We start from the raw sequence: 23,480 nt of genomic DNA on the forward strand, positions 1-23,480 counted from the left end.
ATTTATAAGTGCCAAAAATAAACCACATGAAAAGCTTTACCATCGTACTTATTTTTCTTATTTCTTTGTTTAGCAATGCACAATCAGATGCGTTAAAAGGATGCTGGATTTTAGATAGTATTACCTATACCAATGGAGAGCCATTAGAGATTAATCATGCGTTATATACTATCTTCATGGAGTATAGGATAGAAAAGAATAAGCTTGTAATTAATAACAGTACATTTTTTAAAGCAACATTTACAAGCAACCAGATTTTAACGCCTTATAAAAAGTCTAATTATAAACTAGAGGGTAATTACTTGCAATTAACGGAATGGGGAGATGATAAAACTTATTACTATTTAAAAGAGGAAGATTATTTAGCAAAATATCCTGAGTTTATACCAAGGCAAGTAACGTACAGGGGGAAAACGCTGCTACAAGAAAATGCCGTAGTAAACCCCTTTTTTGATGAAGATATTTCTTTACATGAGTTTTTAATAAGCCATATGAAAGAATACAAGAACATTGTTCCTAGTAATAGCTATTTTAAGGCTAAATTTATTTTAACAGCCGATAATCAAATTACCGATGTAACCATTGTAGATAGTATAAATAAAGAGTTTGATGGTAAATTTTTGAAAGCTCTAAAAAAAGCGAAAGGGAAGTTGATAAATACAATTGGTAAAGATATGTTGGTTGCACATGAGTTTCGTTTTTTAGCTAGGGGGAAGTTTGTTACCTCAGAAGAACGAAAGGTTGCAGAATTAATGCTTAGGGCAGATGAACATTATTCGAAAAATTATTTTCAGGAGGCTCTTGTATTATACGAGAAGGCTTTTGAAACAGAAGAAAATAGAGCAATTATAGAAAAGCATAAACACTTTTTTTCAAGCTCAATAATTTATATGGGAGTGTGTTATTTAGTTTTAGGCGATACTGATAATGCTTGTAAAGCTTTTGGTAAAATAGGTGATAGTACCAATTTTCATGTTAGAAATTATCTGCGAAATTTCTGCCAATAAAAAATAAGTGCTTAGCTTACAAAAGCACTCTTACTTCTTTTTGTTAGTAATAGGAAAATTAATATGCCAGCTGCTAATACAAAATAGGCAATAGAGAGTCCAGATTGTTCTTGCGGATTAATACCCCATGTGAGTCCGTAACTGAAAATAGAACATAAAATATAGTTCATACCACCTACAAGTCCACCTGATAATCCTGCCATATTAGGGAATCTTCCTAAGCAGTATGCAAAGTAGTTGTTAAACATAAACCCTGAGCACACATGTACTGCAAAAGCAAAGAAAACAAGCGTAAATATATCTGCTCTAAGCGGGGTAGTTAATAACATAGCAACTATAAATAGAAACTGAATAGCATTGCCACGCTGTATTTTAGGTAAAAAATCTTTTTTCATTAATGCCTTTCCAATAAAACCTCCGGTCATCCATGCAAATCCTAAAATTAGAGAAACGTAGCCTGCTACTACTGGAGAAAACCCCATTCGGTGCTCTACTATAAATGGAGAAACAAGTCCGAATAAAATAACCATAGCATAGCAAAGACTACAAATAAACACACCATATATAAAATCAGGAGTTTTAATCATTATAAGAGACTTGTCTAGAATAGGCTTAATTTTTAGTTCGTGATAGTTGTTAATCGTTTCACCGGAAAATATAAGTTCTAAGATGAGTATAATTAAGGCATACACTCCTAAGAAAGCAAAACAAGCACGCCAGTTTACTAAATGTTCAAGGTAACCACCAATAAAAGGAGCAATAATAGGGCCTAACGACCATACAATACTCATAATACTTAAGTAGTGTTTTAGTTTTTCACCGTCGTGTACATCTATAAATAAGGTTCTTTTAGCAGTAGCAATAGCACCAGCACTAATACCTTGTATAAAGCGAGCTATCAAAATTAGTTCTATAGAGTCACTAAGTATAATTATAACATTACTGGCTATAAAAACCAACATGCTAATAATATTGAATTTATACCTTCCCCAAGCGTCTACTAAGGCGCCAGATATAAATTGAGATAGTCCATAACTTACTAGAAACAAGGTGATACTTAATCTGATAGTACTTTCTGTAGTATGCAAATCTTTTACCATAGTAGGTAAAGAAGGAATAAAAATATCGGTAGCTACTCCTGATAAGGGGATAATAGCCAATGCCAAATACGTAGCAATTTTTTTATAGCGGGGTTGTAATTTTTTCTCTAACATGGTCTGTAATTCTTTAATACAAAAGTAGACCAGTTTTTATAATTGGTAATTTAGATGATGAAACCACTTATGTTGTAAATCAAACATTTTTCAACCTTGATTGACCGGGTGTAGTGCCTGTTTGTTTTTTATAGAACTGATTAAAATAAGAGGTGTTTTCAAATCCTAGGGCATAGGATATTTGAGAAATATTCCATTCAGAGTGCATTAAAAACTCATTTGCCTTTTCAATTACCCTTTCAGAGATAAGAATAGAAGTGGTTTTACCTGTAGATTTTTTAAGTACTCTATTTAAATGATTTGGGTGCACAGCCAACATGTTAGAGTAATCAGATGGTGTTTTGTAAAGTAGCGGAGTATCGTCATCTAACAAGCTAAAGTGATCTTCTAGTATTTTGAAAAACCGATTGCTCAGGGAGTCTTTCTTCAAGCTTTTACCATCAATAACTTCAGGGCACTTAGGTAGTACCTCGTATATAATTAATTGAATAAGTGCAAATACCTTCTCTTCTGCAAATGAATAGTTTGTGGCAAGTATATCTTTAATGTCTTTAAAATATCCCTCTAGTTTTGGAAGCTGTGCTTCTTCAATAAAAATAATCTTTTGCTTACCTGGCTGAAATACAGAAAAGTTTAATAAAGCTCTATTGTTCCTTTGTGCAAAAGTTTCATTAAATACACACCGGTAACTTTCTAATAGAGGTTCTTTTGAATCCCATGCATAAGGTGTTCCTGGTTCAGTAAAAATTACGGCAGGCTTATTAATATGTACTATTTTTTCGGCATACGTAATAGTAGCTTCGTTTTTGCAAAGCGTAACTTTATAGTAGTCTCTGTGGCCAAATGGTACATGACATGAACATCGTACACCTTCAAAATTGGCAACATTTCTATTTTTTAAGTAGGGTAATGCCATAGTGTAAAGTTATAATATTCAAACGTATTTACAATAGTCTTAATTATATAAGAAAGAAAAAAAACCGGGATCATACCGGTTTGTAATGTGTGTTTGCTTTTTCTCTATACGTAAGCTTCAATACGCAGTTTAAGCTAATATTTTAGCTACTTCTTGGTTTACAAATTCTAAGAAACGTTCGTCCTCTTCAGTAAAGGGGTCTGGGGTATGAGAATCAATATCTATTTGCCCAATATTTTCTCCATCTACAAACAACGGAATTACAATTTCTGCTTTTACATACATACTACATGCAATGTAATTGTCTTGTGCTTTTACATCTGGTACCACAAAATTGGCATTGCTTACTGCTACTTGTCCACATATTCCTTTTCCAAAAGGTATTATGGTATGGTCTGTTGGTTCACCGGCAAATGCTTCTAATTTTAATTCTGGCTTATCTCCGTTTTTAAAATAGAAGCCTACCCAATCGTAATAGGCAACTTCACTTTGTAATAATTCGCATACCAAGGTTAAACGCTCGGCAATTCTTAGATTTTCATTATTTAAAAGTAAACTTACTTTTGGTTCTAGTGCTGCTAACTTCATAATCCTCTATTTTTTGGCAAAAGTAGGAGAAATAAAAATTAAGAATAGATAATTATTATAAATTTGTGATATACCAGTATAGATAGTTTGAAAGATTTTTTAACCAAATACGGAGCAGCCTTAGGTTTTTTACTTAGGTTTTTAGGAGTATATATAGTGCTAACTATGGCGTATACCTTCTATATAAACCAGTTTACTAGTACTCCAGATGGTATTACAACTTTGGTAGCTAACCAAAGTAAATGGTTGTTAGATGCTTTTGGGTATCCGGCTACTATGGTAAAAGATGCGGCAGAACCTTTTTATAAGGTAATGGTAGGTAACCACTACACAGCTCGTATTGTGGAAGGATGTAATTCGGTAAGTGTACTTATTTTATTTGTAACTTTTATAATAGCCTTTAAAGGAAGTTTAAAGCATACACTATTATATGGTTTGGCCGGTATTGCTTTTTTGTACGTGGTAAATGTGTTACGTATTGTAATTTTAACCATAGGGGTATATGAGTTGCCTACGTATACGCATACACTTCATGGGTTGGTTTTTCCGGCAATTATTTATGGTACTATGTTGGTGCTTTGGGTTTTTTGGGTAAGAAGATTTGCTAAGAAATGAGACAGTCAGTAAGAACATATATATTGGTAGGGTTATTATTCCTATTTTTGGTAGCCATTAGGGCTTTTGAAAATGTATTGTTCTACGACCCGTTTACAGCATATTTTGAGGGAAACTTTTTAAAAAAGAATTATCCAGATTTTAACGGCCTGCATCTATTTCTTTCATTACTTTTTAGGTATGCACTAAATGCCGTTATATCTTTAGGGGTATTGTATTTGTTGTTTAGAAATAAAGCGTATACCAAAGTATCACTGTATATTTTTATAGGTGCTTTTGTGTTGTTGTGTCCTGTTTATTTTGTGCTACTTTCAGGGTCATCAGACAATTACTTACTTACTTTTTATATCCGTAGATTTTTAATACATCCCGTATTTGTACTCATTTTAATACCTGCTTTCTATTATCAGCAAAAAAAGCAAAAGGTTGCGTAACTTTGCTATATGGAATTTCATATAAAAAATATGGTATGCGACCGCTGCATTATGGTGGTGCAAAACGATTTTGAAAACGCGTCTATTGCAATAGATTCCATAGCACTTGGTAAAGTGTCTACTGTAAATAAGTTGGTTGAAGCTGCTAAAATTCAACAATTAAAACAACAGTTAGAATTGCATGGTTTTGAGCTTTTAGAAACGGAAGAGGCCATATTATCAGATGCTATAAAAACGGAAATACTCAACTTTGTAGCACAAGCGGATATGGAAAGCGAAAAGCTTTCGGTGTATTTAACACATAAACTTCATAAAGATTATGGTGTGCTTAGTAAGCATTTTTCTAAGTATAACGATAGTACTATAGAGCGCTATTTGATAAAATTGAAAGTAGAAAAAGCAAAGCAATATATTAGAGAAGGCCGTTTTAACTTTTCTGAAATAGCTGCACAGCTAGGGTATCATTCTTTAAGTCATTTGTCTACTCAATTTAAAAAAGAAACAGGGGTAAGTCTATCAGAATTTAAAAGTAATCCTGATCTTCAAAGAAATACGCTTGACAAAATTTTATAAGTTTTATACATAATTTTAAAAGTAAGAGTTTGAAGCTTTCATTACTTTTGAAGTATAAAATTTGATACTAATGAAACATACCTATAAAGTTACCGGAATGACCTGCATGGGATGTAGCTCTTTTGTAGAGCGCGCATTGAATGATGTAGAAGGCGTAACCAAAGCTACTGTAGACCTTGAAAAGGCAGAGGCTGAGATAGAAATGGAACAGCATGTACCGCTAGAAACGTTACAAAAGGAACTGGGTAGTCATTACCACATACATACTACTGCAGAAGAGGCCCACCAACACCAGGAGGCTTCAAAAAAAAAATAATGTAAAGGGAAATGGGGTATACTATTGCCCCATGTTTTGCGAGGGCGATAAAACCTATGACCATCCTGGTGATTGCCCGGTTTGTGGAATGGATTTGGTAGAGCAACCTTCGCAACAAACTACTATATATACCTGTCCTATGCATCCTGAGATTGAACAGGATGAACCCGGTAGCTGCCCTAAATGCGGTATGGACTTAGTACCTAAAGAGTCTGAAAGTGCCGAGCAGAAAACCTATAAAAAATTACTTAAAAAGTTTAAGATAGCAGTAGCATTTACACTTCCTGTATTTGTTATTGCTATGTCTGGTATGCTTACCAATAATCCGTTATATGATGTAATGGATATTGCCTATTGGAACTGGGTACAGTTTGCTTTATCACTTCCGGTAGTATTTTGGGCAACACGTATGTTTTTTGAACGTGCTTGGCGTTCAGTGGTTACTTGGAATTTGAATATGTTTACCTTAATTGGTATAGGTGCTGGGGCGGCTTATGTATTTAGTATTATAGCCTTGTTAGTACCTAGTGTTTTTCCAGATCAGTTTAAGACAGACGAAGGTACCGTGCATTTATATTTTGAGGCTACGGTGGTTATCTTAACACTTGTATTATTAGGTCAGTTATTAGAGGCTAAGGCACATTCTAAAACTAATGGTGCCATAAAAGAACTGATGAAACTAGCACCTAATAAAGCAACTAGAATAGTAAATGGAGAAGAAGAGGTAATTGCTATTGATAAAATAGCGGTAGGAGATGTGTTAAAGGTAAAACCAGGAGAGAAAGTACCGGTAGATGGTAGTATTGAAAAAGGAAATGTATTTATAGATGAGTCTGCTATTACAGGAGAGCCGGTACCTGTGGAAAAAGGAAATGGAGATACAGTAAGTGCGGGTACTATTAACGGGAATACTTCTTTTACCATGAAAGCTGAAAAGGTGGGCGCCGATACGTTGTTGTCTCAAATTATAGACATGGTGAACAATGCTAGTAGATCACGCGCACCTATTCAAAAACTGGCCGATAAAATAGCAGCCTATTTTGTGCCAACCGTAGTAGGAGTTTCTATACTAACCTTTTTTGTTTGGTATTTCTTTGGTCCGCAACCTGTATTGGTCTATGGTTTTGTAAATGCTATAGCAGTTTTAATTATAGCATGCCCATGTGCCCTAGGGTTGGCTACGCCAATGTCGGTAATGGTTGGCGTAGGTAAAGGGGCTAGTAATGGTGTGTTAATTAAAAATGCCGAGGCATTAGAAGTACTCAATACCATTGACACGCTAGTAATTGATAAGACCGGTACCATTACTGAAGGAAAACCATCTGTAGAGAAAGTAGTGCCGGTAAAAGGGCAAGAGCAAGATGAGGTAGTAAAAGTTATAGCATCTTTAAATAACCATAGTGAGCACCCGTTAGGAAAAGCCATTGTAGCTTTTGCTAAAGAACAGAAGATGAATTTGGATGAGGTACAGGATTTTGAATCTAAGACGGGTAAGGGTGTTGTAGGGCAAGTAGATGATGTTGCTGTTGGGTTGGGGAATGTAAGCTTGCTGGAAGATGTAGGTTTGCAAATAGGTAGTGCTATGAGCACTGCTATAGAAAAGGAACAGAAAGATGGTAAAACAGTTTCTATTGCATATGCCAACAAAACCATTATAGGGTATGTAGTAATTACCGATGCGATAAAGAAAACTAGTAAAGCAGCCATAAAAGCGTTACAGGAAAAAGGTATTGCAGTAACCATGTTAACGGGTGATAATAAGCTTACTGCTGCTGCTGTGGCAAACACGTTGCAACTTACAGATTATATAGCTGAGTGTTTACCCGAAGATAAATTAAAAGAGGTTGAGCGTTTACAGCAGCAAGGGAAAAAGGTAGCTGTGGCAGGTGATGGTATTAATGACGCTCCTGCATTGGCTAAGGCAGATGTTGGTATAGCTATGGGAACCGGAACCGATGTTGCCATAGAAAGTGCCGGACTAACCTTAGTAAAGGGTGATTTACAAGGCATTGTTAAAGCCATTACCTTAGGAGAAAAGGTGATGAAAAATATAAAGCAAAACCTATTTTTTGCACTTATTTATAATACCATTGGTGTACCTGTGGCTGCCGGGCTGTTATATCCATTTTTTGGGATACTCTTATCTCCTATGATAGCAGCATTGGCTATGAGCTTTAGTTCGGTATCTGTAATTAGTAATGCGCTTCGATTAAGAAGCACTAAATTATAGTTTAGAAACTTTGGTGTTAACGGTAAGTACTTCTGAAAATAACTTACCGTTTTCATCCATACCTTCAATATATAAGTTGATATTGCTGTAATGTTTAGGAATAATAACATAATATTCTCCTGCTTCATTTTGTTGAACATTCGGAATCCAATTTAATACCCCGTAAGATTCAAAAGTATCTATGTCTGATTTGTTGTAAAGAGGGCTATAATACTTTTTTGACGGAGTATATCCATAATTAGTTGCATAATTTTTAAATACTTTTTGTCCATTTTTTTGTGAATCTGTGCCTCTTTTGGTAAAAATATGTATCACTCCTCCTCGTCCTCCCATACCAAAAATGGCAGCATTTTTATTAAAGAATATTTCTTCTAAGTCCCTTACCTGTAAATTAGTGAGAGAATATTGGTTGAAATCATCTACAGGGACGTTGTCTAAAAATAATACAGTACGGGCTCTTCTAAGACCACGTCTATCGAAAACATTGAAGGTTGAAATACCATCTGAACTTACTTCAAAGCCATTTCTTCGTATTAAATTTTCAAGTGATTCAGGACTGTTTTTGTATCTTGGATGATCAAAATCTAAATATGTTCCAGTTACTCTTGAATACCCTAAAGGAAAGTGGTCTGGTTCTCCATTGATTTTATTTTCGGTAACTACTACATCAGACAATATTACGTCTGATTGAATAAAGCTGTAATTATTAGCAACAGTGTCAATAATGTGGTTAGATGGAGCTGTTACGTATATATCATTTTCTAAAAAACTTAAAGGGAGTTTGTTAGTAGTATGAGGTTGTGGTAAAACGGTAAAATAAACTTTCGGTTTTTTATTTTTTTCGCGCTTGTTTATGAGTGAGAAATTAATTTCAGAGGAATCTATAACTGCTATGTTGTGTACTTCAAATTTATTGTTTTCATCTAAAGGTGCTTCTATAAAAAAACCATTTTCAGGAGAGAACAGTACCAGTTTGTTTTCGGGGTCATAAGAAAAATTGTTAATACCTCCTTTTATAGAAAAACCGTTTTCGAAAGGATAGATAGCCTTGTTTGTGTAAAAAATGTCTTTCCAATCGTAACTACTCCATCCTTGTGTTAGTAGTAATAAATCTAAATTGTAAAGTGTTTTTCTGTCTGTATTTTTAAAATAATAACTTGGGTTTTCAATAGCGCCTTTAATAAATGGAGCTAGTATAAAAGTGCTGTGGATGTTATTTTTAAAGCTGTAAGATTCTGTGTTTTCTGGTAGCGCAGACACGCTTAGGTTAAGTGAGTCCGTTGGGTTTTTAGTTTTTAAAGTAACTAAAATACTATCAGCTTCTGTAACAATATTGTTAATAGTTAGAGGTTCTATTTTAGTTCCTATAGGGTTATAAATAAGTCTTTCAGCAATAGGGTTTCCAGAAGCATCTAATAGCGTTACAATATTAATACCAGCAAACAGTTCGTCTTTTGAAATGGCAAAATCATAGGAGCTTTTGTTTTTTTCAATAGGTATATCTATAGAAGTACCTGTTCCTTCTTTATGAATAAACAGCGTGTAGTGTTGTTTGTTTAGTTTTTTACTTGTAGCAGTGTTAGTTTGAACATTAATGTTTACTAGGTCATGAATAACAGCTTCGGTTTGAATTAAAAAACCTTCTTTTTCAATATGGTTAATACTTTTTGTAATTACAGAATCATTACTTAAAGTAGCTTTCACTATATAAGAATTGTTTGTTTTAAGCTCTAGTGAAAATTTACCCAACCCAAACTGATTGGTTTTAAATGTGGTAATAACCTCATTTTTTTTATTTGTTACCTCAGCGTTTTTAATTACCGCTGGTTTACCATTGTCATCAATAATTTTTACACCAATAGTATTTTTAACACCTTCTAGAAAATGGCCACTTTCTGGTAATAGTTGTAAATCATAGGCTATAACTTCTTTCTGTTTATACTTTACCGACGATGAAATTATATTAAAGCTAGTGATATATGATCTGTCTTGCTTGAAGTTTTTCATATACTCTGTGGATGCTTTAAAATAATACGTGCCGGGAGTCAAGGTAGAGTCTATTTTAAAATTACCGTAAGAGCTACCGTTTTCTGTATAAAATGTTTTTGTAGTTATGGGTGTACCTTCATTATTAAATAAGGTAACTTGTAAATTGGAGGTAGCTAAGTATGGTTTTTCTGTTTTAGTGTTATAGATATAGGTTTTAAACCAGAGTTCTTCTCCTGGTAGGTAGGTGCTTTTATTTAGTTGTGCATAAATAGTTTCCTGCTCCAAGTTAAAATAGTTTTCATAATGTTCAATGGTTTTTGAATTAGGATTATCGCTTTGAGAAAAACAAAGTATAGGTATTATGAAAAGTAGAATAACTAAGTGGTGTTGGAATTTCATCTTAACATATTGAAAGTTGTTTGCTAAAAATAACGAAATAAAATCTGATAACAAGATAATGTTTATGCTAACAGATTTTATTTAATGTTTTTAACATTACACATCGTAAATCTAGTTTTATAATAAACATTCGTTTATTTACTTAGAAGAAGAAAGTGCTTGTATCCAATTATAGCATAAAACAGTCCATTCGCTTAATCCTTTTGTATCATATCCAAATGCAAAACCATGTCCACCTTTTGGAAATAAATGCATTTCTACAGGGACCTCTTTTTTTGTAAGTGCATCAAAAAATAATAACGAATTTTGAACAGGAACAGCACCATCATCTGTGGCATGTATTAAAAATGTAGGAGGTGTATCTGTGGTTACTTGCAATTCATTAGAGTATTGATTAATGAGTTTCTCGCTAGCATCTTTCCCTAAAAGATTTATTTGAGAACCTTCATGGGTAATGTCTTTCTTCATACTAATTACAGGGTATACCAAAGCCATAAAATCAGGGCGTGCACTTAGCTGATCTAAACTATCTGACTTAGGGTAAACTTCTCGGTTATACTGAGTACCTAAAGTACTAGCCAAGTGGCCACCAGCGGAAAATCCCATTACGCCAATTTTACCTTCTTCTAAGTGAAATTCGGTCATACGTCCTTTAATAATGCGCATAGCTCGTTGTGCATCTTGTAACGGAGCTAGGTTAGGAGTTTTTACAGAAGCATCTCCAGGCAATCTGTATTTTAAAACAAAAGCTGCAATGCCTTTAGCGTTTAACCATTTTGCAATATCGGTGCCTTCCCAATCATACGCTAAACCGCCGTAACCACCTCCCGGGCATATAAGTACTCCGGCTCCCGTAGCAATTCTTCTTGTGGGTAAGTATACATCTATGCTTGGAGTTTGTACGTGGGTAATCCAAAGAATATGGTTTGCATTAGAGGCCTCTTCTTTAGAGCTGCTGGTTACGTGGTTAGGTATATCGTTAGGCCATAGGTTTATAGTGTATTCATTTGTGGTTTGAGCATGTAATGCACTTCCTAGTACAGTACAAGCTATAAGAATAAGCGTTTTCATAAAAAGTGTATTTATTGATGCTTATAAAAGTACAGAAAACGCTGTAGTAGTTGTTTTGAAAAGCCCTAATTTTTTTGAGTCGGATTACTTTAGTCTCTTATTTTAAATTATTCTAAATAAATTTTGTGTAAGTCGTTTTTGCATTATACATTTGCCGTGTTTATTTAAACTAATTCTAAATAATTTACAGAACTCAAAAATATAACTAATGAGAAATGTGTTAGCCATTGTGTTTTTATTATTAGGGGTATATTCAGCCTCAGCACAATCAGGGAAGATTACAGGTAATGTGCAAGACGAAAAAATGCAAATGCCAATTGTATATGCTAATGTTACTTTAGTAAATACAGCTATTGGAGCAACTACCGATGTAAATGGAGATTTTACATTAAATAACGTTCCTGTTGGTAGTTATAAACTAAAAATTACCGCTATAGGGTATACCTCTTTTAGCCAATCTATAGAGGTTTCTGCAAATGAGACTGTTACTATAGGAACTGTTAACTTAAAAGAGGATACAGAAGTATTAAATGAGGTAGTGGTTCAGAATAGCAGAGCTAATAAATTTACAAAAGAAAAGAGTGTTACTGTTGCTAAAATGGACTTGAAGGATATTGAAAACCCTCAGGTGTATAACGTAATTTCTTCAACAGTGTTAGAAGAGCAGATAGTAACTAATTTTGATGACGCTTTAAAAAATGCTCCAGGTATTGATAAATTATGGGAGTCTACTGGTAGAGGTTCAGATGGTGCTGGATATTATTCTTTAAGAGGTTTTTCTGTACAACCAACTATGGTGAATGGATTGCCCGCTTTGACTAACGGAAGTCCTGACCCTGCAAATATTGAAAGTATAGAAGTAATTAAAGGACCTTCAGGAACTTTATTTGGTAGCTCACTTATCTCATATGGTGGACTTATTAATTTGAATACCAAACAACCTTTTTACGGGTATAAAGGTCAAGTTTCTTATACAGGAGGTAGTTATGGGTTAAACCGTGTAACTGCCGATGTAAATGCATTGTTAAGTGACGAGAAACAAATTGCTATGCGTGTTAATACGGCTTACCATACGCAAAATAGTTTTCAGGATGCAGGTTTTAGAAAATCGTTCTTTGTAGCTCCGTCTTTAGCGTATCAGGTAAACGATAAGTTATCTTTTCATATCAATACTGAGTTTTATACAGGGAAGAGTACCAACCAAACCATGTTGTTTTTAGATAGAGGTACCGAGTTAAGAGTACATAATCTTGATGAGTTAGGGTACGATCATAAAAGATCTTATACTAGTAACGATTTATATATAGAAACACCTTCATACAGCCTACAGGGGCAAATGCGTTATAAGATTAATGATCAGTGGACATCGCAAACAGCGTACTCACGTTCTAGCGCAAAATCTGAGGGTATCTACTCTTATATTTACGAGATTACACGATATACCCCAATGACAGAAGGGGTGGTTTTTCAGCGTTATTTTAACGATCAGAATTCTGAAACACTTGGTACAGACATTCAACAGAACTTTATTGGTGAGTTTAACATAGGTTCCGTTAAGAACAAAATGGTAGTTGGGTTAGACTACTTTAACCAAACAGTAATTAATAATGGTTCTGGCTATGTATCTAATGGTATGATTTATATTGGAGATGATCTTGCTGGTTTTAACCAAAATGTATTAGGTGTTACAGATGCAAGTCAGTATACAGATGATACAGGTGTGCTAACACACGCAGGTAGTTATGCTTTATTGGCTAATACTTCGGCTAATATATCAAAATCAAGTCAGGAAATTTATAGTGCTTATGCTTCTGATGTGGTATACATTTTACCTCAATTATCTGCTATGGCAAGTTTACGTGTAGATCATTTTTCTAATGATGAATATAACCAAACGGTATTATCTCCAAAATTCGGAATCGTTTATCAGCCTATACTAGATAAGGTTTCTTTATTTGCTAATTATATGGATGGTTTCTCTAATGTAGGGTTTGCATCAGACCAAATTGAGGGGCAAGAGGTTGTTAGAAGCTTTGACCCTGAGCATGCTACGCAGTTAGAGTTTGGTACAAAGTTAAATCTGCTAGATGGTAAACTAGCAGCTACATTTAGTTACTACGATATTAATGTGAAGGATATGGTTTATAGTATTACACAAGATGCTGTAGACCCTAATATAGCTTACAACACTATAAACCTTCAAAATGGAGAGCAAGAGAGCAAAGGTTTTGAAGCAAGTGTTATAGCAAACCCTTTTAAAGGATTCAATATTATTGCAGGTTATAGTTATAACGATAGTAAGTTGGTAGAAGGAGATGCAGACTTTATGGGAAGAAGACCAGAAAGCGCAGGTCCGCAGAACTTAGCAAACCTTTGGGCTAGCTATAAATTTACCGGAGGAACTTTAAATGGTTTCGGACTTGGATTTGGTGGTAACTATGCAAGTGAGAACAAAATTTTTAATAGAAACCTTGGGGGTACGTTTGCCTTAGATTCATACACTGTATTAAACGCTTCTGTATTTTATGGGAATGAAGACTTTAGACTTGGTTTAAAGCTTGATAATATTGCAAACAAAGAATATTATAAAGGATGGTCTACTATTAGCCCACAGATGTTAAGAAGTATATCCGCCAACTTTACATATATGTTCTAGATTATTATTTGGTGGTAAGAGTCGGATGTAACACTTGTTCTCCGGCTCTTTTTTATATAACTATAGTATGATGAGAAAAACAATTTTTTTAAGTGTATTGTTTCTATTAGTAAGCCTTCCGGCTTTTTCGCATTTTATGTGGATAGAAACCAATGCAATAGGTAATAAAGACAAAGAGCATATTGTAAAAGTACATTACGGGGAGTATTCTTATGGGGTGTATGAAGAAGTAGGAGGGGATACCTTTAATAAGGTTAAAAACTTTACTTTGTGGTTGGTAGCACCAGATGGAACCAAAGAGGTTTTAGAGGTTTCGCCAGAAGCTAATTTTTATAAGGCTACTTTTAAACCTTCTCAAAAAGGAGTATACACCGTATTGTTAGATAATAACGACATAGAAGTTATTGACTTTACGAAATATGATTTTGGTATTTTTAAAACTCATTATCACTCGGCAACTACTATAGATGTTGGAAGTGGTAACATAAACTCAGTAGCTGATAATGCTTCGGGAATTGCAGTAAAGAGAGTTGAGGCAGAAAAAGGTAAAGTGAAGTTTCAAGTGCTATACAAAGGCACACCATTAGCTAAAAATGAAGTAGCTATTTATATGGCAGACCAATGGTCTAAGAAGTTAACAACCGATGATGAAGGGTATATTACTTTTACATTACCTTTTAATACCCAGTATGTTTTAGAAACTACTATTAAAGAAGAAGTGCCAGGAGTTTTTAGAGGTAAAGCATATGAGTTTATTTGGCACTGTGCAACGTATACTATTTTAAATAATTAAAGATGTTTACCATAAGCTGTTTAATTTTACTACTTGGTTTTTTAGGCCTATACAGCACTTCTCAAAGAGCTGTGTTTGTGGTTTCTGATAATCTTTTGGCAGCACTAAAAAAAAATGTAATGACCACAAAATTAATAAGTGGTGTATTATTGTCGGTAGCACTAGTATTGTTTACAGTAGCTTTTGGCTTAGGAAGTGGCATATTATTGTATGTTATTGCCTTGATGACACTTGGGGGAATGGTAATTATTTTACAGCCTTTAGGTTTGTTTAAAACAGTACCCCTTGTTATTTTTTTAGTATGTTGTGTTATAATTGAATACATAGTATAATGCCTGCAAATAAAAAATATTTATCGCAAAGCAGAGGGCAACGCATAGCCAAGTTTACTGCTGGTTTTATTGGTGGTTATCTAGTGGCAATGTCATTTCATTTAGCCGTTGCAGCTTGGTTTCATACTGTAAATGTTGTTATAACATCTACTTTTTCAGCTTTTTTACTTTGGGCAGGTTTAATGATAGTGGCCTACTTAGGTAAAAACGGGTGGAAAATGTGGGGCTGGTATTTATTAGCTACAGCCATATTTTTAGGGATTATGTATTTAGGAATTAGTTAGCTTATCATATGAAAAACAGACCATATAATATTTTTTTCCATTTACACACCGTTAGCGGTATTGTAATTAGTGTATTGCTGTATGTTATTTTCTTTACAGGCTCGTTTTCATTTTTTAGAGATGAAATTGTGAACTGGGAGCGAAACGACCCAATGGTTTCTTCAACAGAAATGCACTTGAATATAGATGAGGCATTAGATACGTTGGCTACTAGATATGTGCTTAAAGGGAGAGATATTACTTTTAAAAAGTATTATGAAGAGCACCAGCCTGCGGTGAGTTTAGGAGCTTCTAAAGACACCCTTATAGCTGAAGCCGATAGGGCAGGAGCTTTTTTCTATCTGCATGATGAAAAATTTACAGAGCAAAGTTATCCTGAATCGTATAATCTAGGAGAGTTTTTATATCGTTTACATTTTTTTGCACAAATACCTTATCCGTATGGATATTATTTAAGTGGGTTTACAGCTTTCTTTTTTCTGTTTGCGCTTATTACAGGTATCCTAATACACTGGGATAAAATTGTAAGCAATTTTTATATTTTCAGGCCTAAAGCTAAGCTAAAGGTGTTGTGGACAGATGCCCATACTGCTTTAGGTACCATTGGCTTTCCGTTTCAATTGGTGTATGCTATTACAGGTGCTTTTTTCATGATTCAGCTATTGTTAGTAGCTCCTTATGCCGTAGTTTTTTTTAATAAAGACAAGCAAGAGTTAATGCAAGCTTTAGAATTTACAGATCCGGTTTATGAATATGCGGGTGAAGATTTAGGGAAACCATTTTCAGTAGAAAAATACATTACAGAAACCAAACAAAGCTGGCGAGATTTTAATGTAACAAAAATAGGTGTGTTTAACTATGCCGATGCTAATATGCATGTATATGTAGAGGGGCAGTTAAACCCCGATAGTAGGTTTACCGGAATAGGAAAAGTAAGTTATAAGGTAGCGGATGGTAGTGCAACAGTTATTAAGAACCCATATACAGGTAACTCTTATTTAGATGGGGTTAAAACTGCCGTCTACAGATTGCATTATGGAGATTATGCAGGCTACCCTTTACGCATTATTAGTTTTGTAATGGGTATTATTGGGTGTGTGGTTATATTATCTGGTGTATTAATATGGTTAAATGCCCGTAATAAAAAGAATACTCCTGAAAAGGAGAAAAGGTATAATAATAGTGTAGCAAATATATACCTCTCTATTTGCTTAAGTATGTATCCTATAACAGCGCTAGCCTTTTTGGTGGTGAAAATAAAAGGGGGGAGTGGTATGAGCTTTCTGTATTGGTTTTATTTTATAGGATGGTTGTTACTAAGTGTATTATTTATGCTGAAGAAAAACAATACGTTTACTAACAAATATACGCTTTTATTAGGCAGTTTTTTTGGTTTAATGGTTCCTATAGTTAATGGGGTTATGACTGGAAATTGGTTTTGGTTGGCGCTTGCAGAAAATAATATACACTCGTTTTTTATAGATGTATTTTGGTTGGTATTGTCTTTACTTACTTTTTACGGCTTTTTAAAGGTTAAAAGTACATAGAATAGATTGTCAATATTATTGTAATAGAACTAATAAAATGCCCTTTGTGGGCATTTTTTTGTTTTATAAAGGGAGTGTTTTTAAATACTTAAATGTAGGTAGCGACTTTTACCTATTTTTTTCAAATACATATTATTACGTACAAAATTCTGGTAAGATATAGAGACCTTAGCTATGTCTTTAAAGTTTAATGTAGCTACAAAATTAATTAAGGCAGGGCGGTAACCGAAAAGCCTGTTAATAGAGTAGGTATATTAATAACCTTAAAAATTCTACGTTATGGATTCTAATTTAGTCTCTATGGCACAGCAGTTTTCAGGTTTGCCAATGGGTGCGCTTATTGGTGGTCCTTTAAATGCTGCAGCTCAAGCAAATGCAAATATGGCATTTACGCAGACGCAATATTTACTTAACACCTGTTTTGTAAAAGAAGATAAAGGAGGGTATTCTCCTATTATGATTGACATGACTTTGAAGAGAGGTGTAATAACACCTCCTGCAAAAGAAGGGGATGACCCAAAAATAGATATCGTTGATACTACATTTAACCTACCAGTATTAACAATTTTACCACTTAATTCATTAGCAGTGGAAACCGTTGATATCAATTTTGAGATGGAGGTAAACTCTAGTTTTAGTGAACAACAAGAGAAGACTTCTTCTACTGAGAAGCAAGGAACTGCTTCTTTTGAAGCTAAAGCAGGTTGGGGGCCATTCTCTGTAGAAATTAAAGGGTCGGCTAGTTATGACTCTAAAGATTCGGAAACTCATAGTACACATTACCAAAAAAGTAACTCAGCTAAGTATACAGTTAATGTACATGCTGGCCAACTTCCGCTTCCTAAAGGCGTAAATACCATTATTGAAGCGTTTACAAACTCCATTCAGCCTATTGAAATGCCTAGTGTAAGTAAAGACAGTGGAGGAAATAGTTAAGACAAGATGTTTTAATATGGTTTTATGTTAATATATAAGGCTCATGGTTTCATGAGCCTTATTAAACCAAAGAATTATGAATCAGGATCAGCAAAAAGAAACAGACATACAATCGTTATTATCAGCACCTTTTGTAGCAGCTGCTAAAGCGAGTTCTGAGATGGCTAAAAAACAAGCTTCATTTCTGATAGAGAATAGTTTTGATGTAGAAGGAGATAAGTATAAGCCTAAGATGATAACCATGGCTATTACTAAAAATGTTTTGGTAGAGGGAGAAATGAAATCCATTGTTTCTCATTTTGAGTTGCCTTTGTTAACGCTTCTACCTGTAAATACACTAGCTGTAACAGATATTAATTTGAAGTTTGATTTAGAAATACTAACTGCTATCAACCATAGCAATGATGATGGCGATAAGCATGTTACACTACACGGAGGTTTAACTTACCATGCCAAGAATGAAAATAGTAAGCCAGCAGGTAAAAATGCTTTTAATAGCAATAGTAAAGCTAATTTATCGGTAGAAATGAATGGAGGAACGGTACCCTTACCAATGGGTTTTACTACCATATTAGATTTATATACCAAGAATATTTCATTATCAGGCACCGGGACTGCCTCTTCTGCAGATAGTAATACTGCTTCAAGTTCTACAACGGAACGTGAAAAACCAACTGAAAACGAATAATAACTAATAAACAATACTATAATGACACAAACGTTACCATGCCCAGTTTGCAAAAGCACTATATATTTTGAACCAACTCAATTACTACAAGGAGTAGGGTTTCAATGTACCAATTGTTTTTCTGAAGTAAAGATTTCAGGACAAAGTTTAGACCAAGCTAAAAAGCTTTATGACGATTTTAAAAGAATGAAGACAGAAGTTTTAAATGCGAAAAAATGATACAGTTTAAACAATTAGTAGAAGCTATTTACGAAGCTACGGTAGTAGCTAATAATGCCAATAATTCTCATCAGCAAATATTTGATACGTATTTTGAAAAGGAAGGAAATGGTTTTAAAGCGCGTACCGTAACCATACAACATCCGGTAAATACAAAAGAAGGATTGAAAACAACCAGTATAGATGTGCCTTTAATTACATTAGTGCCTATTAGTACTGCTGCTATTGAAAATTTAAAGTTTACCACCGATATTGAAATTGCACTTGACGGAGATGATAACTTATTAGTGAGCTTTGGCAAAAAAGAAGATAATGAAGGAATCAATCCGTTTAAGAAAAAGGCAAGAAGCGCCGATGCTCAGTTAGAACTTACACTGTCTCCGCAAAGAGTATCGGATGGGTTGGGGCAACTGATTGAAGGATATGAGCGTGTGTTACGTTCACAAATACCAACATAATTATGAGAAAGCTATCTAAATGGCAAGACTTTATTATTAAGTGTGCGGTAATATTTTTACTCTGTTATCTCTTGTTTTATGTTATTAAGGGAGATGTGTCTTTTTTTACCAGAAAAGATGTAAAGAGCTTGCTTGATATTCAAAAAACCGAAATTGTGCATGAGCTTTCAAATGTAACAACTGCTAAAAAAGATAGTACTGTAAACGGATTAGATTTGTCTCATTTTCAAAATTTCGCAGTCAATAGTGCTAACTATGATGAAATTGATTTTGTGATTTTTAAAGCTACGCAAGGAACTATTTTTGAAGACCCTAAGTTTGCTTATAATTATAGAGAAACACCAAAAGAGATAGTGAAGGGCGCGTATCATTTTTATGATACTGGTAAAGACCCGGTTGAACAGGCTCAGTTTTTTCTAAAAGTAGTGAAAGCACAAGATAGTTTACATGCTCCGTTTTACAATATGTTACCGCCTATATTAGATATTGAAAGAGGTAGTATAGAGGTAGATGATATATCTAAAAAGGAGTTTCAAGACCATCTAAAACAGTGGTTAGAAATAGTTGAAAAAGAAACAGGTAAAAGACCCATAATTTATGGTAGCCTAGTTTTTTTAGAACAGTACTTAGATGATTTTTATTTTAAAAAATATGCTTTATGGATTGCCGAATGGCGTAATGTACGAGCGCCTGTAATCCCATGGATTTGGGATAATAAATGGACCTTTTGGCAAAAAACCGATAGTTATCAGTACGGAGTAGAGTTGGTAGATTATGATGTGTACAATGGTTCACGTGCAGGTTTGCAAAAGCTAACTACCACCACTCAATCCTCGTTACAGTAACGGAAATTCATCTAAGTCTATCAGTTTATTTTTTGCTGCAAATATGACTAACCCGGCGGTATTTTTGGTGCCCGTTTTGAGTATAAGGTTGGCCTTATGTGTTTCTACTGTTTTCTTACTTATAAAAAGTTTATCTGCTATTTCCTGAGCGGTCATTTGTAAACATAAAAGTTTTAATACATCCATTTCTCGTTCGGTAAGTATTTCTTTGGTGTCGGTTACAAGCTCGGGAGTTTTTTTTGATATCTGTTTGCGTAAAGTAAGCATTTGTTCATTATCAAAATAAAACCCCTTTTGTTTTACTTCTTTTATAATGGTTACCAGGTTTTCCTTTGGGAGTTCTTTAGGTAAAAAGGCATGTACGCCTAATTGAAACATAAATCCTAGGTAATTGGGCTGATAAAAGGAGGTAAGTACAATAATCTTAATCTCCGGAAATTTTTGGGTTATAATAGCAATTACCTTTTTTCCATTTCCATTTTGCATTTTTAAATCCAGTACAAGAATATCTGGTGCGGTATGCTCATTTAAATGATCTAGAAAGTCGTTGCCATTATAAAATGCATTGGTTACCTTAATTTCGGGTGTTTTATTAAGGTAGTCCTTCAAAAGGTCTGTTACCAATTGATGGTCATCTACTAATGTTACATTTATTTTAGTTTGCATAGCAAGGTAAATTTGGTGCCTTTTGGTGTGTTGTTTTTAAATTTATACATAGCATTAAGTCCAGAGGCCCTTAGGGCAATGTTCTTTAATCCTAGTCCGGTCTTATGCTCTTCTGGTAAGCCTTTTCCATCATCGGTTACTACAAGGGCTATATAGCGTTTGTTACATTTTAATAGAATGGCAATGTTATTAGCTTTGGCATGCTTTTCTATATTGGTTATCACTTCTTGAAATATTCTAAATACAGCCAGTTTAATTTTGGTAGCAATATGGGTGTCTGTAACGCATGAGCAATGTAAACTTATGTTGTAATAATTTTCTATTGGTGCTAAAAAATACGCTAACAACTCTTCTAGGTTGGTGTCGTTAATTAATGGGGGAGATAAATCGTGCGATATATTTCTGGCGGTAGTAATACACTTGGTTAGCTCGTTAGTGATAGTTTCGTTGGTGCTCATAAACTGTAAGTGTCTTAATTTACCAATTAAATCATCATGTATATCTGCGGCTATTCTTTTACGTTCGTGTTCCTGAATATCAATACTGTTTTTAATAAGCTGGTCATGGTGAATTTTTTGCAACGTAAATTTATGTTGTTCATTTTCTCTAATTCTTTTAATGTGCGTTTTGGTTAGCACAATAAAAGCCAAGAGTAAAATGCTACACAGTAGCAGGCTTCCAAAAATTAAACTGTCTGGCGAAAAATTCATATCAGGTAGTTTTTTGTGACAGTTTGGTGGTAGTAGTAACATAGACGGTGGTACCGTAGTAAATTAATAAAAAGGTAAGCCTAAATAACCAGAAGTAGCCAACCAGGTCTAAATTTTCCTTAATCAAGTAATTAAAGGATAGAGCCAAGATAAAGTCTATTGAAAAAAACGCAATAATACTTAGCATCATGGTAATAACGGAAGATGCCATGTTAATAGTGCCGTTAAAGTAACCTACAAGTACATTGATAGCTAATATAATAAGCGTAAAATTGTATATAACCCTATCTAAAGCTATGTATGATTTAAAGAAGTAGGTGCTTACTAAAGTAGCTATCATGGGTATTGCCATGATAGCTATAAATATGTTAGAAGTACTGGCTTTCCATTTTAATAGTGGTACATTAATGTAGTTACACAGAAAAATAAAATGAATATAATACGATATTGAGATTAGGAATAAATTATCGGCTACTACATGAGACAAACACTCAATAAGTAAGATGCATAAAAAATACCATAAAAAATTATATCGTTTTTTTCTTACTATACTAAAGGTACAACCAGCTAATAAAATTAGAATGCCTAAGCTACTTAATGTAATGCTTACGGTTTCCATAATTATTAGGTAAAAGGTAAATAGGTACGCTACTTAAGAATCTAATAGGTTTAAGCCCGATTGACCAAATGGTGGTTTGGGTCTACAAACATCATAAAAGGCTATAAAGCTTTGGTTGGTATCATCTACCGTATTAAACGGAGAATTACTTACCACTATCAAATCCATATTATACCCTTTATAAGCTTCTTCATTATACTTATTAAGCGCTAGTATAATGGTTACATTGGTAACATCTTTTGAAAATGCTTCTTTTAAATCTACAAACGGAATAGAAATGGCTCGTGGTATTTCGGTTGCTTTATCTTTTATTTCGGTAAACCAAGATTCTGCAAATAATACCCAATTTAAAATTCGGGTTTTGGCTTCAGTAGCAGATATTTCATCTACTGCATTTTCTATTAAGGATAATGCAATGGGAGTTTCTTCTGAAACTTCTCTAAATAGGTTTTTCTTAATAAGATTAGTTCCTGGAGTATAACTTTCGTTTTTATCGGTTACACTATCAGTAATATAAAAGAAGATTTTAGAGTCTTCAACAGCTAGGTAGCAATTAAGAGTTTCGGGTTGCAATGCTTCCCATATTAAAAACTGATCTTCAGTAATACTAAAACTTATTCCTTGGGTTAATAATGGAAGAGCTTGGTTGGTAGTACGCACCTCATTCCACTGGCTAATGTGTTGTTTAATGTCTTCAAGTGTCATTGTAATAAAGTTTAGAGCTAATTAAAGTAGGTTAATAGCTACAAGGTAAGGAAAACCATATTACGAATCTATACACATTAATAGTTATTTTTATGAATAGCGTTATTTTTTATTATTTAATAATCAGGTGTTTATGTTTGGTGTGTTTTTGGTTGAAGGTATATCTGAGTAGTAGTAGTATAGGAATATAAAAAAAGCCTTAAAGATAACTTTAAGGCTTTTGCAATTTCTGCGGTCTGGACGGGACTCGAACCCGCGACCCCCTGCGTGACAGGCAGGTATTCTAACCAACTGAACTACCAGACCATTCCTGTATTGCGGGTGCAAATATACACGTATTTTTGATATTTCAAATAGTATTGAATAATTTTTTACTCAATATTTAAAATTTAGATGTTCACTAGCTTTTCCGGGATTTCTTAAAAGCAAAAAAGCCTTCCAGATATAAGGAAAGCTTTTCATTGGTTTAACTACTAAACCAAAGATAAACTTGCAATAAGCTTATCTAAACAACACAACTACTTTTTATTGCCAAAAAAAGCCCCAAGTTCTTGGAGCTTTATGCAATTTGCGGTCTGGACGGGACTCGAACCCGCGACCCCCTGCGTGACAGGCAGGTATTCTAACCAACTGAACTACCAGACCATTCCTGTATTGCGGTTGCAAATAT

At 34.2% G+C, this 23,480-nt stretch carries 23 protein-coding genes, 2 tRNA genes and 1 pseudogene; 15 read left to right on the forward strand and 11 right to left on the reverse strand.

The genetic code is table 11. The features are described 5' to 3' along the window. Positions 1-26: 26 nt before the first annotated feature. Complete coding sequence (locus tag Y10_RS04585) at positions 27-1,007, forward strand: hypothetical protein (RefSeq protein WP_281764185.1); 981 nt, start codon at positions 27-29, stop codon at positions 1,005-1,007. A gap of 11 nt (positions 1,008-1,018) precedes the next feature. Here the strand turns inward: Y10_RS04585 and Y10_RS04590 are convergent, their stop codons facing one another. The 3 genes from Y10_RS04590 to Y10_RS04600 form a co-directional block, all read right to left on the reverse strand. Then, complete coding sequence (locus Y10_RS04590) at positions 1,019-2,221, reverse strand: MFS transporter (RefSeq protein ID WP_281764186.1); 1,203 nt, start codon at positions 2,219-2,221, stop codon at positions 1,019-1,021. 79 nt (positions 2,222-2,300) lie between these two features. Next, entirely contained in the window at positions 2,301-3,137 is an 837-nt protein-coding gene (locus Y10_RS04595; protein ID WP_281764187.1) for a helix-turn-helix domain-containing protein, read from the reverse strand. 129 nt (positions 3,138-3,266) lie between these two features. Beyond that, positions 3,267-3,725, reverse strand: coding sequence for a GAF domain-containing protein (locus Y10_RS04600; protein ID WP_281764188.1), 459 nt, complete (start codon positions 3,723-3,725; stop codon positions 3,267-3,269). 87 nt (positions 3,726-3,812) lie between these two features. Between Y10_RS04600 and xrtF the strand changes: the two genes are divergently transcribed. From xrtF to Y10_RS04620, 4 genes and pseudogenes are all read left to right on the forward strand, one after another. Further along, positions 3,813-4,340, forward strand: coding sequence for an exosortase family protein XrtF (xrtF, locus tag Y10_RS04605; protein ID WP_281764189.1), 528 nt, complete (start codon positions 3,813-3,815; stop codon positions 4,338-4,340). After that, a complete protein-coding gene (locus Y10_RS04610) occupies positions 4,337-4,774 on the forward strand; it encodes an exosortase F system-associated membrane protein (protein WP_281764190.1) in 438 nt (145 codons plus the stop codon). The genes xrtF and Y10_RS04610 overlap by 4 nt, the downstream gene beginning before the upstream one ends. 9 nt (positions 4,775-4,783) lie before the next feature. Next, complete coding sequence (locus Y10_RS04615; protein WP_281764191.1) at positions 4,784-5,347, forward strand: helix-turn-helix domain-containing protein; 564 nt, start codon at positions 4,784-4,786, stop codon at positions 5,345-5,347. A 70-nt stretch (positions 5,348-5,417) separates the two neighbouring features. Further along, positions 5,418-7,893: pseudogene (locus Y10_RS04620) on the forward strand (heavy metal translocating P-type ATPase). On the opposite strand, the gene Y10_RS04625 reads toward Y10_RS04620, so the two are convergent. Both Y10_RS04625 and Y10_RS04630 read right to left on the reverse strand, forming a co-directional pair. Beyond that, complete coding sequence (locus Y10_RS04625) at positions 7,888-10,281, reverse strand: hypothetical protein (RefSeq protein WP_281764192.1); 2,394 nt, start codon at positions 10,279-10,281, stop codon at positions 7,888-7,890. The pseudogene Y10_RS04620 and the gene Y10_RS04625 overlap by 6 nt on opposite strands. A 138-nt stretch (positions 10,282-10,419) precedes the next feature. Next, positions 10,420-11,352, reverse strand: coding sequence for an alpha/beta hydrolase (locus tag Y10_RS04630; RefSeq protein WP_281764193.1), 933 nt, complete (start codon positions 11,350-11,352; stop codon positions 10,420-10,422). A gap of 208 nt (positions 11,353-11,560) precedes the next feature. Between Y10_RS04630 and Y10_RS04635 the strand changes: the two genes are divergently transcribed. The 10 genes from Y10_RS04635 (at position 11,561) to Y10_RS04680 (ending at position 20,110) form a co-directional block, all read left to right on the forward strand. Beyond that, complete coding sequence (locus tag Y10_RS04635) at positions 11,561-14,008, forward strand: TonB-dependent receptor (RefSeq protein ID WP_281764194.1); 2,448 nt, start codon at positions 11,561-11,563, stop codon at positions 14,006-14,008. Between the two features lie 70 nt (positions 14,009-14,078). Continuing rightward, complete coding sequence (locus Y10_RS04640) at positions 14,079-14,801, forward strand: DUF4198 domain-containing protein (RefSeq protein ID WP_281764195.1); 723 nt, start codon at positions 14,079-14,081, stop codon at positions 14,799-14,801. A 2-nt stretch (positions 14,802-14,803) separates the two neighbouring features. Further along, complete coding sequence (locus Y10_RS04645) at positions 14,804-15,133, forward strand: hypothetical protein (RefSeq protein ID WP_281764196.1); 330 nt, start codon at positions 14,804-14,806, stop codon at positions 15,131-15,133. Then, the gene (locus Y10_RS04650; RefSeq protein WP_281764197.1) at positions 15,133-15,417 is read left to right on the forward strand and encodes a hypothetical protein; all 285 of its coding nucleotides are present in this window, start codon (positions 15,133-15,135) and stop codon (positions 15,415-15,417) included. The genes Y10_RS04645 and Y10_RS04650 overlap by 1 nt, the downstream gene beginning before the upstream one ends. A gap of 8 nt (positions 15,418-15,425) precedes the next feature. Next, positions 15,426-16,964, forward strand: a complete 1,539-nt coding sequence (locus tag Y10_RS04655; RefSeq protein ID WP_281764198.1) for a PepSY-associated TM helix domain-containing protein — start codon at positions 15,426-15,428, stop codon at positions 16,962-16,964. Between the two features lie 279 nt (positions 16,965-17,243). After that, a complete protein-coding gene (locus tag Y10_RS04660; RefSeq protein WP_281764199.1) occupies positions 17,244-17,900 on the forward strand; it encodes a DUF2589 domain-containing protein in 657 nt (218 codons plus the stop codon). A gap of 76 nt (positions 17,901-17,976) precedes the next feature. Further along, positions 17,977-18,588: a DUF2589 domain-containing protein gene (locus Y10_RS04665; RefSeq protein ID WP_281764200.1), complete on the forward strand. Its 612-nt coding sequence runs from the start codon at positions 17,977-17,979 to the stop codon at positions 18,586-18,588. Positions 18,589-18,609: 21 nt separating this feature from the next. Continuing rightward, positions 18,610-18,807: a hypothetical protein gene (locus Y10_RS04670; protein WP_281764201.1), complete on the forward strand. Its 198-nt coding sequence runs from the start codon at positions 18,610-18,612 to the stop codon at positions 18,805-18,807. Then, positions 18,804-19,265 carry a DUF2589 domain-containing protein gene (locus Y10_RS04675; RefSeq protein ID WP_281764202.1) on the forward strand — a complete coding sequence of 154 codons (462 nt, stop codon included), beginning with the start codon at positions 18,804-18,806 and terminating at the stop codon, positions 19,263-19,265. The genes Y10_RS04670 and Y10_RS04675 overlap by 4 nt, the downstream gene beginning before the upstream one ends. A 2-nt stretch (positions 19,266-19,267) precedes the next feature. Further along, positions 19,268-20,110: a glycoside hydrolase family 25 protein gene (locus tag Y10_RS04680; protein ID WP_281764203.1), complete on the forward strand. Its 843-nt coding sequence runs from the start codon at positions 19,268-19,270 to the stop codon at positions 20,108-20,110. Here the strand turns inward: Y10_RS04680 and Y10_RS04685 are convergent. The 6 genes from Y10_RS04685 to Y10_RS04710 all read right to left on the reverse strand — a co-directional run bounded on the left by Y10_RS04685 (position 20,102) and on the right by Y10_RS04710 (position 23,455). Then, positions 20,102-20,776, reverse strand: a complete 675-nt coding sequence (locus Y10_RS04685) for a response regulator (protein ID WP_281764204.1) — start codon at positions 20,774-20,776, stop codon at positions 20,102-20,104. The two genes, Y10_RS04680 and Y10_RS04685, sit on opposite strands and share 9 nt — an antisense overlap. Then, complete coding sequence (locus tag Y10_RS04690; RefSeq protein ID WP_281764205.1) at positions 20,761-21,486, reverse strand: sensor histidine kinase; 726 nt, start codon at positions 21,484-21,486, stop codon at positions 20,761-20,763. The genes Y10_RS04685 and Y10_RS04690 overlap by 16 nt, the downstream gene beginning before the upstream one ends. Before the next feature lies 1 nt (position 21,487). Continuing rightward, positions 21,488-22,105: a hypothetical protein gene (locus Y10_RS04695; RefSeq protein WP_281764206.1), complete on the reverse strand. Its 618-nt coding sequence runs from the start codon at positions 22,103-22,105 to the stop codon at positions 21,488-21,490. A 33-nt stretch (positions 22,106-22,138) separates the two neighbouring features. Further along, positions 22,139-22,810, reverse strand: a complete 672-nt coding sequence (locus Y10_RS04700; protein ID WP_281764207.1) for a hypothetical protein — start codon at positions 22,808-22,810, stop codon at positions 22,139-22,141. Between the two features lie 232 nt (positions 22,811-23,042). Continuing rightward, positions 23,043-23,116, reverse strand: a tRNA-Asp gene (locus Y10_RS04705). 265 nt (positions 23,117-23,381) lie between these two features. Next, positions 23,382-23,455: transfer RNA gene (locus Y10_RS04710), tRNA-Asp, on the reverse strand. Between the last annotated feature and the right edge of the window lie 25 nt (positions 23,456-23,480).

The sequence above is a fragment of the Neptunitalea lumnitzerae genome (assembly GCF_027924185.1).
In the GTDB taxonomy this organism is placed as follows: Bacteria; Bacteroidota; Bacteroidia; order Flavobacteriales; family Flavobacteriaceae; genus Neptunitalea; species Neptunitalea lumnitzerae.